The sequence below is a fragment of the Mesobacillus sp. MER 48 genome (assembly GCF_023714225.1).
GTDB lineage: Bacteria > Bacillota > Bacilli > Bacillales > Cytobacillaceae > Mesobacillus > Mesobacillus oceanisediminis_A.
The window spans coordinates 317,895-335,007 of sequence record NZ_JAMAUR010000001.1 but is presented as its reverse complement, the minus strand read 5'-3'; the positions used below and the strand labels follow the sequence as shown (position 1 = coordinate 335,007).

The 17,113-nt window shown below is 39.7% G+C and carries 17 protein-coding genes; 12 read left to right on the top strand and 5 right to left on the bottom strand.

The window, feature by feature from the left end; genetic code table 11:
• The first annotated feature begins 16 nt into the window (after positions 1-16).
• From M3593_RS01625 to M3593_RS01610, 4 genes are all read left to right on the top strand, one after another.
• Positions 17-1,687: a DUF6044 family protein gene (locus M3593_RS01625; protein WP_251540381.1), complete on the top strand. Its 1,671-nt coding sequence runs from the start codon at positions 17-19 to the stop codon at positions 1,685-1,687.
• Between the two features lie 18 nt (positions 1,688-1,705).
• On the top strand, positions 1,706-2,740 hold the full coding sequence (locus M3593_RS01620) for a glycosyltransferase family 2 protein (RefSeq protein WP_144480540.1): 1,035 nt from the start codon (positions 1,706-1,708) through the stop codon (positions 2,738-2,740).
• The gene (locus M3593_RS01615) at positions 2,697-3,191 is read left to right on the top strand and encodes a GtrA family protein (protein WP_251540379.1); all 495 of its coding nucleotides are present in this window, start codon (positions 2,697-2,699) and stop codon (positions 3,189-3,191) included. Before M3593_RS01620 ends, M3593_RS01615 begins: the two co-directional genes overlap by 44 nt.
• A 133-nt stretch (positions 3,192-3,324) precedes the next feature.
• Positions 3,325-4,152 carry an undecaprenyl-diphosphate phosphatase gene (locus M3593_RS01610; RefSeq protein WP_251540377.1) on the top strand — a complete coding sequence of 276 codons (828 nt, stop codon included), beginning with the start codon at positions 3,325-3,327 and terminating at the stop codon, positions 4,150-4,152.
• Positions 4,153-4,222: 70 nt separating this feature from the next.
• Here M3593_RS01610 and M3593_RS01605 read toward each other — a convergent pair whose 3' ends face one another.
• Positions 4,223-4,375, bottom strand: a complete 153-nt coding sequence (locus M3593_RS01605) for a YpzG family protein (RefSeq protein ID WP_079509236.1) — start codon at positions 4,373-4,375, stop codon at positions 4,223-4,225.
• A gap of 199 nt (positions 4,376-4,574) precedes the next feature.
• Between M3593_RS01605 and M3593_RS01600 the strand changes: the two genes are divergently transcribed.
• The 3 genes from M3593_RS01600 to M3593_RS01590 all read left to right on the top strand — a co-directional run bounded on the left by M3593_RS01600 (position 4,575) and on the right by M3593_RS01590 (position 7,087).
• Positions 4,575-5,516 (top strand): ABC transporter ATP-binding protein, encoded by a 942-nt coding sequence (locus tag M3593_RS01600; protein ID WP_251540375.1) that lies wholly within the window; start codon positions 4,575-4,577, stop codon positions 5,514-5,516.
• The gene (locus M3593_RS01595; RefSeq protein WP_144480548.1) at positions 5,513-6,457 is read left to right on the top strand and encodes an ABC transporter permease; all 945 of its coding nucleotides are present in this window, start codon (positions 5,513-5,515) and stop codon (positions 6,455-6,457) included. Before M3593_RS01600 ends, M3593_RS01595 begins: the two co-directional genes overlap by 4 nt.
• Before the next feature lie 69 nt (positions 6,458-6,526).
• Positions 6,527-7,087, top strand: coding sequence for a GNAT family N-acetyltransferase (locus M3593_RS01590; protein ID WP_144480550.1), 561 nt, complete (start codon positions 6,527-6,529; stop codon positions 7,085-7,087).
• 56 nt (positions 7,088-7,143) lie between these two features.
• Here the strand turns inward: M3593_RS01590 and M3593_RS01585 are convergent, their stop codons facing one another.
• Positions 7,144-9,258 carry a PBP1A family penicillin-binding protein gene (locus M3593_RS01585; RefSeq protein WP_144480552.1) on the bottom strand — a complete coding sequence of 705 codons (2,115 nt, stop codon included), beginning with the start codon at positions 9,256-9,258 and terminating at the stop codon, positions 7,144-7,146.
• 1,262 nt (positions 9,259-10,520) lie between these two features.
• Complete coding sequence (locus M3593_RS01580) at positions 10,521-10,718, bottom strand: hypothetical protein (RefSeq protein WP_144480554.1); 198 nt, start codon at positions 10,716-10,718, stop codon at positions 10,521-10,523.
• Positions 10,719-11,388: 670 nt separating this feature from the next.
• On the opposite strand from M3593_RS01580, the gene M3593_RS01575 reads away from it, so the two are divergent.
• The gene (locus M3593_RS01575) at positions 11,389-12,327 is read left to right on the top strand and encodes a magnesium transporter CorA family protein (protein WP_144480556.1); all 939 of its coding nucleotides are present in this window, start codon (positions 11,389-11,391) and stop codon (positions 12,325-12,327) included.
• 163 nt (positions 12,328-12,490) lie between these two features.
• Positions 12,491-13,621 carry a stage II sporulation protein P gene (gene spoIIP, locus M3593_RS01570; RefSeq protein WP_251540373.1) on the top strand — a complete coding sequence of 377 codons (1,131 nt, stop codon included), beginning with the start codon at positions 12,491-12,493 and terminating at the stop codon, positions 13,619-13,621.
• A gap of 216 nt (positions 13,622-13,837) precedes the next feature.
• On the opposite strand, the gene corA is transcribed toward spoIIP, so the two are convergent.
• Positions 13,838-14,788 (bottom strand): magnesium/cobalt transporter CorA, encoded by a 951-nt coding sequence (corA, locus tag M3593_RS01565; RefSeq protein ID WP_251540371.1) that lies wholly within the window; start codon positions 14,786-14,788, stop codon positions 13,838-13,840.
• A 96-nt stretch (positions 14,789-14,884) separates the two neighbouring features.
• Complete coding sequence (locus M3593_RS01560) at positions 14,885-15,397, bottom strand: CBO0543 family protein (RefSeq protein WP_251540369.1); 513 nt, start codon at positions 15,395-15,397, stop codon at positions 14,885-14,887.
• An 88-nt stretch (positions 15,398-15,485) separates the two neighbouring features.
• On the opposite strand from M3593_RS01560, the gene M3593_RS01555 reads away from it, so the two are divergent.
• The 3 genes from M3593_RS01555 to M3593_RS01545 all read left to right on the top strand — a co-directional run bounded on the left by M3593_RS01555 (position 15,486) and on the right by M3593_RS01545 (position 17,044).
• A complete protein-coding gene (locus tag M3593_RS01555; RefSeq protein WP_251540367.1) occupies positions 15,486-15,869 on the top strand; it encodes a VOC family protein in 384 nt (127 codons plus the stop codon).
• A 91-nt stretch (positions 15,870-15,960) separates the two neighbouring features.
• Positions 15,961-16,689, top strand: coding sequence for a ZIP family metal transporter (locus M3593_RS01550; protein ID WP_144480873.1), 729 nt, complete (start codon positions 15,961-15,963; stop codon positions 16,687-16,689).
• Between the two features lie 121 nt (positions 16,690-16,810).
• Positions 16,811-17,044 (top strand): group-specific protein, encoded by a 234-nt coding sequence (locus M3593_RS01545; protein ID WP_251540365.1) that lies wholly within the window; start codon positions 16,811-16,813, stop codon positions 17,042-17,044.
• The last annotated feature ends 69 nt before the right edge of the window (positions 17,045-17,113 follow it).

Sequence of the window (17,113 nt, the reverse complement as noted above, 5' to 3'; positions counted from 1 at the left end):
TGAGGTGTAATGTGATTTGTCTTATTTGCAGGAAAAAGAGAGTAAATACATCATACTATCTCTTCTCGTGATTTCAGTCTTCGTTTTGCCGTATTTTATTTTGGGGGACGATGCCCATATTCGGGTCCATGATAATCTGGATTCCAATTTGGCATGGTATAAATTTCTTGCAGAGAGTGGTCAAATTGCTGGATCAGCAGAAACTGTTATTCCCCAAGTCATCAATGGGCTTCCAAGAAATGCGCTTGGGACTGAATTCAGCCTGATTGTTTGGCTATATGTTTGGTTCCCAACAATGATCGCTTATGGAATTAGCCAGGCAATTACTAGATTTTTCGCCTTCCTTGGCATGTATTTACTTTTAAAGGACCATTTTATTACAAGTAGGGAGAGAACCCTGATCCTCATTGGTACGGCATTGGCGTTTGCCTTAACGCCTTTTTGGCCCTCTGGGATGCTGAGTACCTTAGGGATGCCATTGGCACTATGGGCTTTCTTGCATATCAGACAAGGGAATGGAAAGTGGAGTCATTATCTTACCCTTACACTTTTGCCATTTTACTCTAGCATTGTTTTAGGTTTTTTCTTTTTCCTGAGCGCCATGGGTTTACTCTGGATTAGGGATGCCATCCGCCAAAAAGCGTTCAACTGGCGTTTCTTGATTGCGATTGTTTATATGACAGCGGTTTACCTGATTACGGACTACAGACTGGTATACTCTTTTCTGTTTGATAGTGAACCGAACAGCAGGGACGAATATTTTCACGCACGGCTGTCGTTTTTTGATTCTGTAAGACTCACTTTTAAAAACTTCATCTTCGGTCATACTCATGCCATGACGGTGCATACGTTTATCATTTTGCCGGTTATTATTGCTGCCATGCTGATTTTATGGAAGCACCGGAGATGGGAAAAAGAGCGCATATTTGTTTTTCTTTTCCTGCTGAATTTTCTATTATCGGCATGGTACGCATTCTGGTTTTATAAAGGCTGGGTTCCTTTAACTGAAAGATTCCACTTCCTTGATACTTTCAATTTTGCCAGATATCATTTTTTGCGGCCATTGATCATTTATATTCTTTTTGCGGTTGGGCTTAGGATTCTCTGGGAAGAAAAGTTATTTCAAAAAACTGTTCCATTCCTGATTGGAGCACAAATTATCTTATTATTGTTTAGCAATGAAGAGATCGTCCAGAGCAAAAAACCGAGTGTGAGTGAATTTTATGCTGAAAAACAATTTGAAGCAATAAAGGACCACATTGGGAAACCCCAAAGCAGCTACCGAATAGCCAATATCGGGCTGCATCCTGCTATCGCCCAATATAACGGATTTTACACACTTGATACCTATAATAATTTTTATCCCTTAAGGTATAAGCACCAATTTCGCAAGATTATCGAAAACGAGCTGGAAAAGAACCAGCAAATCCGTACTTATTTTGATGAATGGGGAGGACGATGTTACCTCTTCACAGATGAATTGGGCAAGCATTACATGTTCAAGAAAAACTCCAAAAAAAGAATCAAGAATCTGGATATCAATATCGAGCCATTCAAACAAATGGGTGGCGAATACATTTTTTCAGCGGTCCCGATCGATAATGCAATTGAGAATGATTTGAAGCTTGATGCCATCTTCACTTCAGATGCGAGTGCCTGGAAAATTTACCTATATCAGGTTTTATAACACCAAGGAGGCCCATCCATGAATTTGCCAATCTTATCTATTATCGTTCCCTGCTACAATGAGCAGGAAGTGTTGGAAGAAACTATTGAGCAGCTAACAATAAAACTTGAGCAAATGATAAACGAAAACCTGGTTTCGAAAAAAAGTAAAATCCTGTTCGTTGATGACGGGAGCAAAGACAATACATGGCACTTGATATACAAAGCCAGCCTTAAGAATGAATTAATAAAAGGCTTGAAGCTGTCCAAAAATGCAGGCCATCAAAATGCCTTGCTAGCAGGTCTTTTTGCGGCAAGAGATTCTTCAGATTGTCTGGTGAGCATTGATGCAGACCTTCAGGACGATATCGATGCAATCAATAAAATGGTTAGAAAGTACATTGAAGGATACGAAATTGTCTATGGCGTAAGAAGCAGCAGGGAGTCGGATACATTCTTCAAACGTTTGACCGCAGAAGGATTTTACAAGCTAATGGATAAACTGGGGGTAAAACTAATTTTTAATCATGCGGACTTCCGTTTAATGAGCAGGAGAGCGGTAGATGAATTGGAGCGATTTGCTGAGAGTAATATGTTCTTGCGAGGAATTGTTCCGTTAATTGGATTCAACTCAGCTAATGTCTATTATGAAAGAAAGGAAAGGTTTGCAGGGGAAACAAAGTACCCATTGAAAAAAATGCTTGCATTTGCCTTCGATGGAATAACATCGTTTTCGGTCACTCCAATCAGGCTCGTCATGCTTATCGGATGCCTATCATTTATTGTCAGCCTGATATCTGGCATTTACTTTTTAGCTTTAAAGTTTTTTGGAAATACAGAGCTTGGGTGGACGTCCTTGATCACATCGATTTGGCTTATTGGCGGCTTGCAGCTGATTGCCCTCGGATTGGTCGGAGAATATATTGGGAAAATCTACAAGGAAACGAAGCGCAGGCCAAAATATATTGTCGATGTTGACCTGTTCAACCTGCCCCTACCAAGAAAATTGGTGAACAAGGAGGAGGACGAGTATGAGTCAATCATTGAAACACGGAAGCTATCTGAGAACAACTAGCCATTTGAACAAGTGGATCGGAGGACGTTTTGTAAACTCCATGCAATTCTTGAGGTTCCTCATCGTCGGCATGCTTAACACCATGGTTGGAATGGGTTTGATGTTTTTGCTGAAAAATGGGCTTGACTGGCCATATTGGCATTCCACCTTTACCGGCAACAGCATAGGTGCTGCTGTCAGCTTCATATTAAATAGGGCATTTACCTTTCAGAGCAGCGTTCCAGTACGTGTTGGGGCACCTCGATTTGTTTTAGTGATCCTGGTCAGTTATATTCTTTCATTCTCGGTTAGTCATAGTATAACGGAAAGGATAAATGAAAGTACGATTCATGATCTATATTTGAGTTTAGACTCTATTGCAATTATTCTAGGATCTATTTTCTATACCATTACGAATTTTATCGGCCAGAAAGTATTTGTCTTTAAAGAAAGGGATTATTGCAGCTCTTGAGGCTGCATTTTTTTATTGACTATTTATCCTATAAGAGATAAAACTGAAAGAGTGCATGCTATTTTGGTACCTTTTCATTACGAAAAGGGGAAACAGCAGCATACTTTCATCTTCTAAAGGAGTAATATACTTAATGGATATTTGGGAATTGTTTGTAGCATTCATACTTGGTCTGGTAGAAGGATTAACCGAATTTGCTCCTGTTTCATCAACAGGGCATATGATTATTGTCGATGACCTTCTTTTGCATTCTAAAGACATATTTACGGAACCTGTTGCCAATACATTTAAAGTCGTCATTCAATTAGGATCTATTCTTGCCGTAGTAATCGTGTTTAAGGATCGATTCATAAACCTGCTGGGCTTGCAAAAGGGAGTTTCTATCGCAGATTCCAGGGGAAGACTTAGTCTTTCAAAAGTAATCGTTGGTTTGATTCCTGCAGGTGTAATTGGTGTTTTATTCGAGGATTATATTGATGAGCACCTATTCTCTGTGGAAACCGTCATAATTGGGTTAGTAATCGGTGCCATCCTGATGATCATCGCCGACCGCCTGCACCCTCGTGTGGTTAAGATTGATGATGTTGATCAAATCAGCTATAAGCAGGCACTTGGTATCGGTTTATTCCAATGTCTTGGTTTATGGCCAGGGTTTTCAAGATCAGGATCCACGATTTCAGGTGGTGTACTGCTTGGTTTGAACCACCGTGCAGCTTCTGATTTCACTTTTATCATGGCAGTACCAATCATGCTTGGTGCAAGCGCGATCTCTTTAATGAAGAATTGGCAGTACTTTACGGTGGATGCCCTGCCATTTTTCACGGTAGGATTCATTAGTGCATTTGTATTTGCTTTACTTTTCATTCGATTTTTCCTTAAACTGATCAATAAAATTAAATTGGTGCCATTTGCGATTTATCGAATTATTTTGGCAGCTGCCATTTATTTTATTTTTCTTTAAACCTTGTTACTTTGAGTTTTTATGAGAAAAGACGCCCTGGGGCGTCTTTTCCTTTTTTTGTTTCAAAAATTCAAAATCGGTGTGCTTTCGCATTACTTCTTGCAAGTATAGTGTTTTTGGTTACCTGGGTTTCACCATTGACCTGCGAATTGGTATGCTTCCGCCTAGTCCAAGTGTGGTGGAATAGTTGTGAGTGTGGATCTAAATGATCTTTGTAACTCATACAATCACCTCATGATTGGATTTTTGAAACACAGGATATTCGCTTGAATATCAGTTATATCGTTTGTATTAATGACTGGCAATATACTGGCTATTCAGAGACGATATAGAATCTTTTCTATCTTTTTTGTAACTTTTTACAATATTTTTCGTATTAATCATTGGATATACGTATTTTTTTCATGAAGAGAGGAGATTCTATGTCGCATTTTGCATTAGAAGTAAAGTCACTGACTAAAACGATTGGTAAAAAGACAATCGTGGATGATGTTAGCTTTCAAGTAGAAAAAGGGGAGATATTTGGACTTCTTGGCCCAAATGGCGCAGGGAAGACAACAATCATCCGTATGATTGTCAGCCTGATTAACCGTACTGGCGGGACAGTGCTTGTGAATGGGAACGATCTGGACAATTCTTTTACGGCAGCAATGAATGAACTTGGTGCCATCGTAGAAAACCCTGAGTTTTATAAGTACCTTAGTGGTTTTAAAAACCTCAGGCATTATGCCCGCATGGCTTTAGGTGAGGTAAGTGAAGAGCGAATCAATGAAGTCACAGAACTGGTAGGGCTGGAGAATGCAATACATGATAAAGTTCGAACTTATTCATTAGGGATGCGTCAGAGGCTTGGAGTAGCACAAGCTATTCTGCATAAACCTTCCATCTTGATTTTGGATGAACCGACAAATGGACTGGATCCCCAGGGCATCAGGGAATTCCGCGATTATTTGCGTTTACTTACCAGTCAGGGAACATCCGTATTGGTATCATCTCATTTATTGTCTGAAATGCAGTTGATGTGTGACCGATTCGCGATCATTGAACATGGACAGCTCATACATATCTCATCCATGCACGAAAATGAAACGTCAGAGACAGAGAAGCCAAGAACGGTAGTTGTGGAAATATCAGACCCTGTCATAGCGGCCAGGCTGCTGGCAGAGCAAATGCCTGGGATTAAAGTGACATCAAAGGATGGTTCACGTCTGACATTATCAATGAGAAAAGAACAAATACCCGTTCTTAACAAGCTGTTAGTCGAAAATAAGATTGATGTTTTCGAAATATTGAATGTAAAAGCAACGTTGGAAGATCGCTTCCTGGAAATCACAAATAAGGACAGAAAGGAGCAAATGACATGATTGGATTAATCCAGAATGAATTAATGAAGATCTTCGGAAAAATGGCAAGCTGGATTTATATGGTCATTATTGTCCTGGCTGTTTTAATTGCAGGAATTATCTATATGAAGGTCAGTGCTGATCCAAATCCAAATTGGCGTCAGGATACGGAGGCGGAAATCGCCATGCTTGAAAACCAGCTGGCATCTGCCTCTAATGATGAAAAGGCAATGATCCAAAACCAAATTGATCAAACTCAGGAGTTTTTGGATGAGGACATCAATCCAAATGCAAAGACTAACTGGCACTTCATGAATGATGTCGTTGTTGGTGTCAGCTCGCTTGTTACTTTGTTCGTAGTTGTAGTAGGGAGTGCCAACGTAGCGGCAGAATTCTCTGATGGAACGATAAAGCAGTTATTGATTCGCCCTCACCACAGATGGAGGATCCTGCTGTCAAAGTACATAGCCGTCATCATCTATGCCTTGATGTTGGTCATTACGTTGATCGTATCCGGCTATATTATTGGTTTGGTTCTATTTGGAAGCGGTGATTTTAATATGAAGATTTTTGAAATCACACTAGAGGGAAGGAAGGTTGCCATTGTAGGTGAACAATTCCTTTTGAAAATGCTTTACTTCATTCCGAGCCTGCTCATGATCATGACGATTGCATTCATGCTTTCTACGCTATTTAAAAGCCAGGCTCTAGCAGTCGGTATCGGTATTTTTGTCCTTTTCTTTTCGTCTACACTGGGTGGCATAATCCTGATGCTTGCTGACAAGTATACTTGGGCAAAATTTTTAATTTTCCCTCATTTGGATTTAACAGTCTATGCTCTTCAGGAAAGGATCCTAGAGGATATAACACTGCCGGTATCACTGTCTATACTCGCTGTATATTACGCAATATTCATGATGTTAACCTTTTTCTTTTTTCAAAAGAGGGATATCAGCATATAGGGAGAATAATTAAAGAGCGGCTCTGGCCGCTCTTTTTTAATTGGGAAATTAGAGAAAGGAGAGGTCAGTATGGTAAACCCTATTTTATTGGAGTTTCCAGGTGAATTTGAAACAGACAGACTTTTGATCAGGATGCCGTTACCCGGAGATGGAGAGGTTACATGTCAATCCGTCAACGCTTCTTTAAAGGAACTTCAACCCTGGATGCCATTCGCCCAAAAGGAACAAACAGTTGAAGAAACAGAAGTGGTGATCAGGCAAGGCTACCTGAATTTTTTAAATCGTACAGACCTAAGGCTGCTGGTATTCAAGAAAGATACCGGGGAATTTATAGCCTCATCTGGTTTACATAGGATTGACTGGGACGTTCCTAAATTTGAAATCGGTTACTGGATCGACACACGTTATAGTGGGAGAGGATATATGACAGAGGCGGTACAGGGGATCACAGAGTTTGCGGTAAAAGAACTTAAAGCTCGCAGAATTGAAATCAGATGCGATTCATTGAATAGTAAAAGCAGGGCAATTCCCGAGAAATTAGGTTTCTCCCTTGATGGAATATTAAAAAACGATTCAGTTTCCGTTGAGGGTGATTTGCGGGATACTTGTATTTATTCTAAGACTTTTTAACTTAATAAGGAATATAAAAAAGAGAGCAGCCACATTTAACTGCTCTCACTTTGTCTTTACTGTCCTTTCCATTCACGTAGCTTATCAATGACTTTATCGCCGACTTTACCTGCATCCTCCTGCATCTGTTCAAAAACCTTTTTCCACTTCGGAGCTTCCTCTTTTAATTTTTCTTCAACCTTACCAGCGCGGTCTTTTAATTCTTCTTCTAATTTATCTGCTTTATCCTTGATTGCCTTTTCGGTTTGTTTATAGTCAATGTCTCCAGTGTTGCTTTCATTGATTGATTTGACTGCGAATTCCTCATGTTCAACATGTGGCAAAGTTTCTTCCATAATGGCCCTGAATAAAGGAACCACATCCTTCGAGCTGCTGCTGGATAAATAATGCTTTCGGTCTGTTTGATCATATCCGAGCCAGACAGCACCTACGATATTGGGGGTGTATCCAACAAACCATTGGTCCTTCGTCCCATTGATATCAGCATACGGCAGCTGTGTTGAACCAGTTTTTCCGGCAAGGTCGACTCCTTTTATATAGGTTCCTTTTCCAGTACCAGATTCCACTACATTCAACAGCATGGATGTCATTTTATTGGCCACCGACTTAGAGGTTACACGAGTGGTGGAGCCATCATGCTCGGCTATTACTTTTCCCGTAGGACCGACGATTTTCGTAATCAGGTGTCCATCTTGGCGTTTACCGCCGTTTGGAAAGGCAGAGTAGGCTTCGGCCATCTTAAGGGGTGAAACTCCATTATGCATCCCGCCTAAAGCCAGAGCCAGATTCTGGTCTTCTTTCTCGACCTTGATGCCAAACCTCCTGACAGCATCAATACCTTTATTCAAGCCAATTTCATTCAATAGCCAGACAGCAGGGAGGTTTATTGAATTTTCAATTGCCTCATACATTGGCACTTCTCCCTTGTAGGTATCTGAGAAGTTTTTCGGACTGTAGTTTTTAAAGCTCATTTTTTTGTCAATCAGCATCGAATCATACTCATATCCTTCTTCTAGAGCTGGTGTGTAAACAGCCAGCGGCTTCATGGTCGAGCCTGGCTGGGCCCTTAAATGTGTCGCCCGGTTGAAGCCACGGAAGACCTTATCGCCGCGGCCGCCGACCAGGGCTCGGACTCCGCCGCTTTTAGGGTCTAGAAGCACAGATCCGCTTTGTACCAATACATCACTCGTCCGATCAGGGAACAGATAATCCTGCCGGTATACCTTCTCTAAGCCGGATTGGATATTCTGGTCCAGTTCTGTGTAAATCCGGTAGCCTCTTGTCATGATTTCATCCTGTGTCAATCCGTATTTGCTAGTAGCTTCATCCAATACGGCATCTACATAGGAAGGATATTTACGATCTGCAAGTGAACCGCCGCCGTCTTCTAATTGTATCTCTTCAGACTTTGCTGTCTTAAACTCCGAATCAGTAATCATCCCTAATTCGTTCATTTTTGCAAGAACCACATTCCGACGCTTGATAGCAGCATCGTAATTATTATAGGGATCAAGAGCGGAAGGAGCTTTAAGCAAGCCGGCGAGCAGTGCCGCTTCACTAATCGTCACATCCTGAATATCCTTGGCAAAATACTTCTTGCTGGCATTATTGATTCCGAATGCACCACTGCCGAAATAAACCTGATTTAGGTACATTTCAATAATTTCATCTTTTTCATAGACCTTTTCAAGTTCTACGGCTAGAAAAAGTTCTTCCACTTTACGTTTATAAGTCCGTTCAGAAGAAAGCAGGGCATTTTTCGTCAGCTGCTGGGTCAGCGTACTTCCGCCACCGGTAATCTGTCCTGCAAACAGGTTTCCGAAGAATGCACGCGCAATTCCCTTGATATCAAAACCATGATGTTCGTAAAATCGCTCATCTTCAATGGCGACTACCGCATTCGGCACATGCTCTGGCATATCTTCAATCGGCACCCCGCCAGTACGGTTTGTCGCAAGTTTGCTGGCTTCCTCTCCATTTTGGTCATAGATTGTGGTTGCCTGGCTTAAACCATCCTTTAACGTCTGGACATTGGCCCTGCTGGCAATAAAAGCAAACCAAAGGATGGACAGCAATATAAAAATCAATAAGATCAATAACAAAATTTGTGTCAGGTGGCGTCTTTTCCAGAATCGGACAATAGCCTCCCAGAGTCGTTGCAACAATTGCATAAAATTTCTCCTTTTGTGAATCAAACGTTTTAAAATCAGGTAGCTTTTTGACAGGTTTGAGCTCCATTGATGGAAAGCTGTCAAAATACCGATGTTTTCTTGACAGTTTTGAGCTCCATTGATGGGAAGCTGTCAAAATAAAGGTGTTTTCTTGACAGGTTTGAGCTCCATTGATGGAAAGCTGTCAAAATACCGATGGTTTCTTGACAGGTTTGATGTCCATTGATGGAAAGCTGTCAAAATACCGATGGTTTCTTGACAGGTTTGGGTTCCTTTGATGAAAAGCTGTCAAAATACCGATGGTTTCTTGACAGGTTTGAGCTCCATTGATGGAAAGCTGTCAAAATACCGATGGTTTCTTGACAGGTTTGATGTCCATTGATGGAAAGCTGTCAAAATACCGATGGTTTCTTGACAGGTTTGTGCTCCATTGATGGAAAGCTGTCAAAATACCGATGGTTTCTTGACAGGTTTGTGCTCCATTGATGGAAAGCTGTCAAAATACCGATGGTTTCTTGACAGGTTTGGGTTCCTTTGATGGAAAGCTGTCAAAATACCGATGGTTTCTTGACAGTTTTGAGCTCCATTGATGGGAAGCTGTCAAAATACCGATGGTTTCTTGACAGGTTTGGATTCCTTTTACGGAAAGCTGTCAAAATACCGATGTTTTCTTGACAGGTTTGGGTTCCTTTGATGAAAAGCTGTCAAAATAAAGGTGTTTTCTTGACAGGTTTGAGCTCCATTGATGGAAAGCTGTCAAAATAAAGGTGTTTTCTTGACAACTTCGGCTCCTGATCATGAAAACCTGTCAAAATAAAGACGGTTTCAAGACAATTTGAGTTACCCTTTCTTGAAACTTGTCAAAATTAAAATTAGGTTAGCAACCTAAAGTATCTTTCATTATATATTTTTTTTTAGTTTCGGAAAAGCTGGAGCCCTTTTGGCCTGTAGTTATTAGTATGACAATAAATGATAAATACTTGTATTATACAGCGACTATATGACTTACTACCGAATGGAACATGAACATATAGCAGGGGATAATTAGCGCATATTCACTTTATTTTTACAAATATCTTAAAAGGGGAGAAGAATATCATACGTAACAATCCCATAAAAAGAGTAGAGGAAAACAAAAAAAAAATGAAATTTAGATGTATTTTTCGCATCACCATAAAATTAAATAACTTTAAGAAAACAAACACCGGCAATCTATCATAGAAAAAAGGCGAACTTATAAAGTTCCGCCTTTTACATTCTTCTTACCAGCCTGCTGGAAGCATGGCAACAGGCATCAGGGATACTTGATATGTATACCCTCCATCTTTTGTACCGGTAGGCCATAATGCAGTGTAAATAACTTTGATGGAATTGTCCTGAGAGAATTCAGTTACATATACGACTCTGTCAGCCATGAAGCCGATTTGCTGTTCAGTCCAAAGGATTCTGTCAGCCATCATTCCAATTGAGCTGACTGTATATAAAACGCCTTCCAAATTTGGGAATAGGAATCTGCACCTTGATGGCCGACAGTAACCAATACATCCGCCCGGTTGTGGCAGCTTCAGCTTTTTCTGTGGGGTTCACCAACAGCTGCCATGGAAAAAACAAGCGTTAATGCCAAAAGAGTTTTGCGATCATATTCTTCATTAAGTTATTATTCCTCGTTATTACTACCATACAGGGGTATCTAAGTTTTCTGATATATACCTAAATATGTATATTGTCAGCGTTTTTATTAAAATTCCTGATGACTTTTTCTATATTGATATTCCATTAAGACTGTTTTCGTATTGATGGTTGTATCACCTTTATTAAAGTAACTATTTGCCGAGATGCCGCTCACTTGAATTGGTTGATACAGGTTTCATTATAGTGTTAAAGCAATAAAACCTACGAATAGAGCAGTGATAGAAAAATACCATTGTACTTTAACGCAGTCAGGAGTAATATGTAAGAGGTGAAAAAAGAGAGGAGTTGGTATCTTTGGGTTATTCAATAGAACCTGATCCCGATAGGCGCGGGGAAGTCGATAATCTAGTAGATTTGATACAATTGAAAGCTGGAAGACTATCAACTCTGATAAACGGTAATTGACTTCCTCAATTTAAAAACGAGGAGGTGGCGGAAATGTTAGAAATCTACAAAAGCAATGAAGATAGATGTTTAACACGTGTTGAAGAAATTTCAAAAGGCTGCTGGATCAATATGGTGCATCCTTCTGAGGATGAAATTACGAGAGTGGCCGGTGAAACGGGGATAGCGGTTGATTTTATCAGGGACGCCCTTGATGACGAAGAACGCCCTCGTATTGATAAGGAAGATGGCAATGTATATATTATTGTCGACTATCCATATATTACCCATGATGAGTCGGGTTTTCCAATTTATGAAACGATTCCTGTAGGAATTATCCAGACATCCAGCTGTATTATTACTGTTTCTTTAAAAGAGACACCAGTACTTGAGGAATTCCGCAATAACCGGGTAAAAGAATTCTATACATTCAAAAAAACCAGGTTTGCTCTGCAGATCCTTTACGTTATTTCAATTTACTATTTGCGTTATTTGAAACAGATTAATAAAAAGACGAATGAAATCGAGCGGGAACTGCACCAATCCATGAAAAACAAGGAATTATATGCCTTCCTTGCTCTCGAGAAGAGTCTGGTATACTTCACTACTTCATTGAAATCCAACAAGGTAGTGCTTGCAAAAATCATGCGCTTTAATTATTTGAAAATGTATGAAGAAGACAAGGATTTACTTGAGGATGTCATCATCGAAAATACGCAAGCAATTGAAATGGCTGAAACATACAGCTCCATTTTAAGCGGAATGATGGATGCTTTTGCCTCTATCATTTCAAATAATCTTAATATGGTGATGAAGTTTTTGACATCCATTACCATCATCCTGTCATTCCCAACAATGGTGGCAAGCTTTTATGGTATGAACGTTGAACTGCCTTTCCAGCACAATCCATATGCCTTCTTCCTGGCCATCAGCATGGCCGTGCTCCTGGCGGGGATCACTGCCTTCATTTTCTGGAAAAAAAGATATTTTTAATGTTATTCGCATACTAATTTTTGCAGGGTGTTATTTAACAGGATTAATTTTCACATAAAAAACAACGTCTGGACTTATGTCCAGGCGTTTTTTAGTCTAAAATCTTGTTTTTTACATATTCATGAATTAAAAGAATTCGTATCACATGTATAAGGGTGATTGAATGACTGAAATTTTTGTTAAAATATACAGAAAAATTTTGATGATTTTCCTCATTTTGATCAGCACAATAAGTTTGTTCCTGGCAGCAGGACTTCTTTCTTCTTCGAATATCAGCTTTTTTAAGTTCAAAGTCAACGGTGATATAGGTGCTGAGGTTTTCCTGCGTATCATCGGTTATGAGAATCCGCTTATAGGACATGCTTTAACGGGTGCAAATTCTGATTACCCGATTTTTTCCACAGGTTTCAAATTGCTTACAAATATTGAGACGAATGATATCAGGAGCCTGATTAGAAGTGAACTGCCAGGTTTCATGGCCTTTGATTCAAATTTCATCATCGCTGAAGAGGGTGTGGATTTTACGGATATACCGATTGAATCGGCTCCGCCTATTGATGTGCTTTTGCAGGAAAGGAATATGGCAGCGAATGAGCTGAAGGAGCTTAATAGTGGGAAGGTATATTCTGGGTCTTCACCATCAGAAAAATCTGTTTTCATTTATCATACCCATAGTTGGGAATCTTACCTGCCATTGCTTGGCATGGAGGGTGCGGAGAATGAAAACGAAGCAGTGGATGGGAAGACCAACATCACCATTGTGGGTGAACTGCTCGGACAGGAATTGGAAAAGCGCGGTGTTGGAGCGAGCGTGGATAAGACCAATATTGGCCAGGAGTTGGATAAAAAGGGCTGGCTCAGTTATAAATCTTATGAGATTTCACGTTCGCTGGTCCAAAAGGCGATGGCGGGGAATCAAAAATTGGATTATTTCATAGACCTGCACCGAGATTCAGTCAGAAAGGATTCAACCACTACTGTTATAAATAATCAACCATATGCGAGGATTGTCTTTGTCATTGGTGAGGAAAATAAGAACTTCCAAAAAAACCTCAAGTTTGCGAATGAGCTTCATAAAATCCTTAATAAGCAATATCCAGGCATAAGCAAGGGGGTCCTCCCTAAAAAAGGTATTGGTGTTGATGGGATCTATAATCAGGATTTGAATGCCAATTCTCTGGTAGTGGAAGTTGGCGGTGTCGATAATAATATGAAAGAATTAAAAAATACAGTGGAAGCATTGGCCGAAGCCATCAGCCAAATTTATTGGAAGGCGGAAGAGGTTAATGGCTGAGCATCGGGAAAAATACCTTTGGCTGCTTATGACGGTTTGCTCTACGCTTTTGTCTTTTCATTATTTAACTTATGAGACCACTATTGCTTGTTTCCTGTCTGGACTTATTATAAGCAGTAAATGCCTTGTGGAGGATTTTATCAGGCTTGATAAAGATGAAGAATAGAAAAGCAAGAGACCATTGAAAACACTTCAATGGTCTCTTGCATAGGCACTTTATTTAAACCAGCCTTTTTTTCTGAACCAGAGAAACATGGCTATTCCAATGATGAACATGGCGAATAAAGCTCCAAAATAACCGAACTTCCAAGAAAGTTCTGGCATTTTCTCAAAGTTCATTCCGTAAATTCCCGCTATGAAGGTAAGAGGCATGAAAATGGTTGTGATCACAGTGAGTACTTTCATCACCCGGTTCGTTTCATGAGCGTTCATCGATAAATAGCTATCACGAATATCTGTTGTCAACTCACGGCTGGCTTCAACCTTTTCAGCCAATCTTAATAAATGGTCATGAATGTCCGCAAAATATTCCTTTTGCTCAAGTACACCAGAAAGACGGTGTGAGTTGATCATCCTATATGCCAAATCCCTCATTGGTGTGATGGTATGGCGGAGTGAAAGGAGTTCATGCCTTGTGTCGAAAAGGTCTTCCAGCAATTCTTCCATTGAGCGCTCCGCTGAATTTTCGTCTATTTCGTTCAATAAATCCTCAATACGATAGACATGAGGGAAATAATTATCGACTATTTTATCCAAAACATGATAAAGGACAATAGAGGGATTCCATTCTGCTGGTGTCTTGGAAAGCTCTAATCTCATCCAGACATCTTCAACTTCACGTGTGTTGTCACTATGGAAAGTGATGATATAGTTGGGGCCCAGGAATAGGTCGACCTCTTCCTTGTGCATGGTTTCTGAATTCAATGCCTGAAAAACAAAAAAATGATAATCATCATAGTAATCCAGTTTAGGTCTTTGCAAGGTATGGATACAATCTTCAATCGATAATGGATGGAATTTAAGAGGCTCTCTTAAAAACTCAATTTCTTCTTCTGTCGGTGCATTGAAATCAATCCAATACCATTTGTCATTTTCTGATAAAATTTTCTCTATACTTCGGCCAGTTTGAATCTGGTCAGAATGACTAACAGAAATTGTACGTATCATAAAATCTCCCTGAATGAAAGTTTCGTCTTTAATCACTTTTCATTATTATATTAACAAAAGCGAACAGGAAGCAAAGCTAAAGGCTGAGAATCTTAATTATTTTAAATCCATGAATGTTGGGTGGTGGAAATAGAGCAGAAGGATAATGATGGGAATCGAGATCAATATGCCTGCTAAAGGACGTTTATAATGAACCCAAAGCACAGTGAACATTATCCCGTTGAAGAGTGCTGAATGCATGATTTTCCATCCATTACGATAAATAAATAAGTCCATTTTCTGAAAAAAATACTCGATGACAGTAAACAGCACAACCCATCCTGTCCAATAAAGCAGTTTCTTTATAAATACCGCAGGGATATGGTCCAGATAGATCATAATGATGATCGGGATGATGATTAAACTGAAAACCAAATCTATAACCGTGTGATTCAGCCATGGAGTCCTTGGATTGTATGCCCACAAGGTATGGTTAAAGAAAATAAAGTTATACATTAAATTGCATATTATATAAAATTGTATTGTCGGATAGAAATCCCGCCAACGTTTCCAGTCAACGACAAAATAGCCTGAAATAAGGAATATAGCTACGGTTACAACCAGATACATAACATGACGTCCTTTATCATTTTATGATATTGTTTCCAATTAAAAGGTTCCCGATACAAAAGGCGGTATGGAAAGGGGGAGAAACCAGATGTTGCATCATGTCGAAATCAATGTAACGGACCTTAATCAAACAATTGCGTTTTGGGACTGGTTTTTAAGCGAATTAGGATACGAAGTCCATCAAAAATGGGATCGGGGAATCAGCTGGAAATACCAGTCGACTTATCTGGTCTTTGTACAGACAGAGGATCAATTTATTAAATCAGGTTATCATCGTTCCAGAGTAGGCCTGAACCATCTTGCTTTCCATTCAAGTTCAAGGGAACAAGTAAATTGGATGACAGAGAAGCTCAAGGAAAAAAACATCCCAATCCTATATCAAGACAGGCACCCTTTTGCTGGTGGGAATGGACATTATGCAGTCTTTTTCGAAGATCCAGATCGGATAAAAGTAGAATTAGTCGCACCATGAAAATACAAAGAATAATTTTTCCAAGTGTAATTTCCCTATTTAAGGGAAATAGTATTTTACTTTTGTAAAATAGGAGGCATTGGAAAAAATTATGGCTGAAGCTTTTTTGGGCATGGTCATCTCCGCGATGGCAACGGGTTTGGGAGCAATACCAGTTTTATTCTTAAATAATGTCTCTTCCAGAGTGAAGTCACTTCTTCTTGGTTATGCATCAGGCATTATGATGGCAGCGACAACATTCAGCTTGATACCCGAGTCTTTAAAAGCATCGAATATCTGGGTGTTAAGCGTTGGTATGCTGCTAGGGACATTTGTTCTGAATTTCATCAACTCAAAATCGGAAGATCTTGATACTAGTGACATTAAATTTTTATCAGGTGTTGATCGTAAAACATTATTGATTGTTACGGCGATCACACTTCATAACTTGCCCGAAGGTTTATCAGTCGGTGTCAGTTACGGATCCGGTGAGGATAATCTTGGTGCTATCATAGCCTTTGCTATTGGCCTGCAGAATGCACCTGAGGGATTCCTCGTAGGGATCTATTTAATACATCAGAATATGTCGAAACTGAAATCGCTTTTAATTGCTACCTTTACAGGGGCTGTAGAAATTGTAACAGCGGTAATCGGGTATTTTCTTGCAGCAGATGTTGATGGGCTGGTACCATACGGTTTAAGTTTTGCAGCTGGGGCGATGCTTTTTGTTATATATAAGGAACTGATACCAGAAAGCCAGGAGAAGCATATAAAGTTTCCAACATATTCTTTTATCCTCGGATTGATTTCAATGCTGTATCTAACGATTAAATTTGGATGAGTCAGGTTTGGAATATTCATCAGGATTAATAAAGGAATCCAAACAATTAATTAAGTGAATTGAAGATGCAATTGAGAGTCTGTTATGCTAACAGTATCCATTGTAAGGAGGGATTTTTGATATGGGAGAATGCAAAATTGACCATAGCAAGGAAGATGTCCAAAAAAAGTACGAGTCACAGAAGGAGTTCCTGCCGCAGGAAATCCAAGCCTCATTCAGCAATTTTCTGGAGGAAGAACATACCCAGGATATCCTGAACGAAGTGTTCCATCTTCTTAAAAAGTATGACCTTGCGAACGAAAAAGAAAAAGAAGAGCGTAACAACAGATTGAAATTGGTCTTGAATAACGTTTAATCGCAAAGGAGCCTTATGCTCCTTTTTTTCATGCCTCAAGAAAGAAATTCTCAGAATAATCTTTGTTTA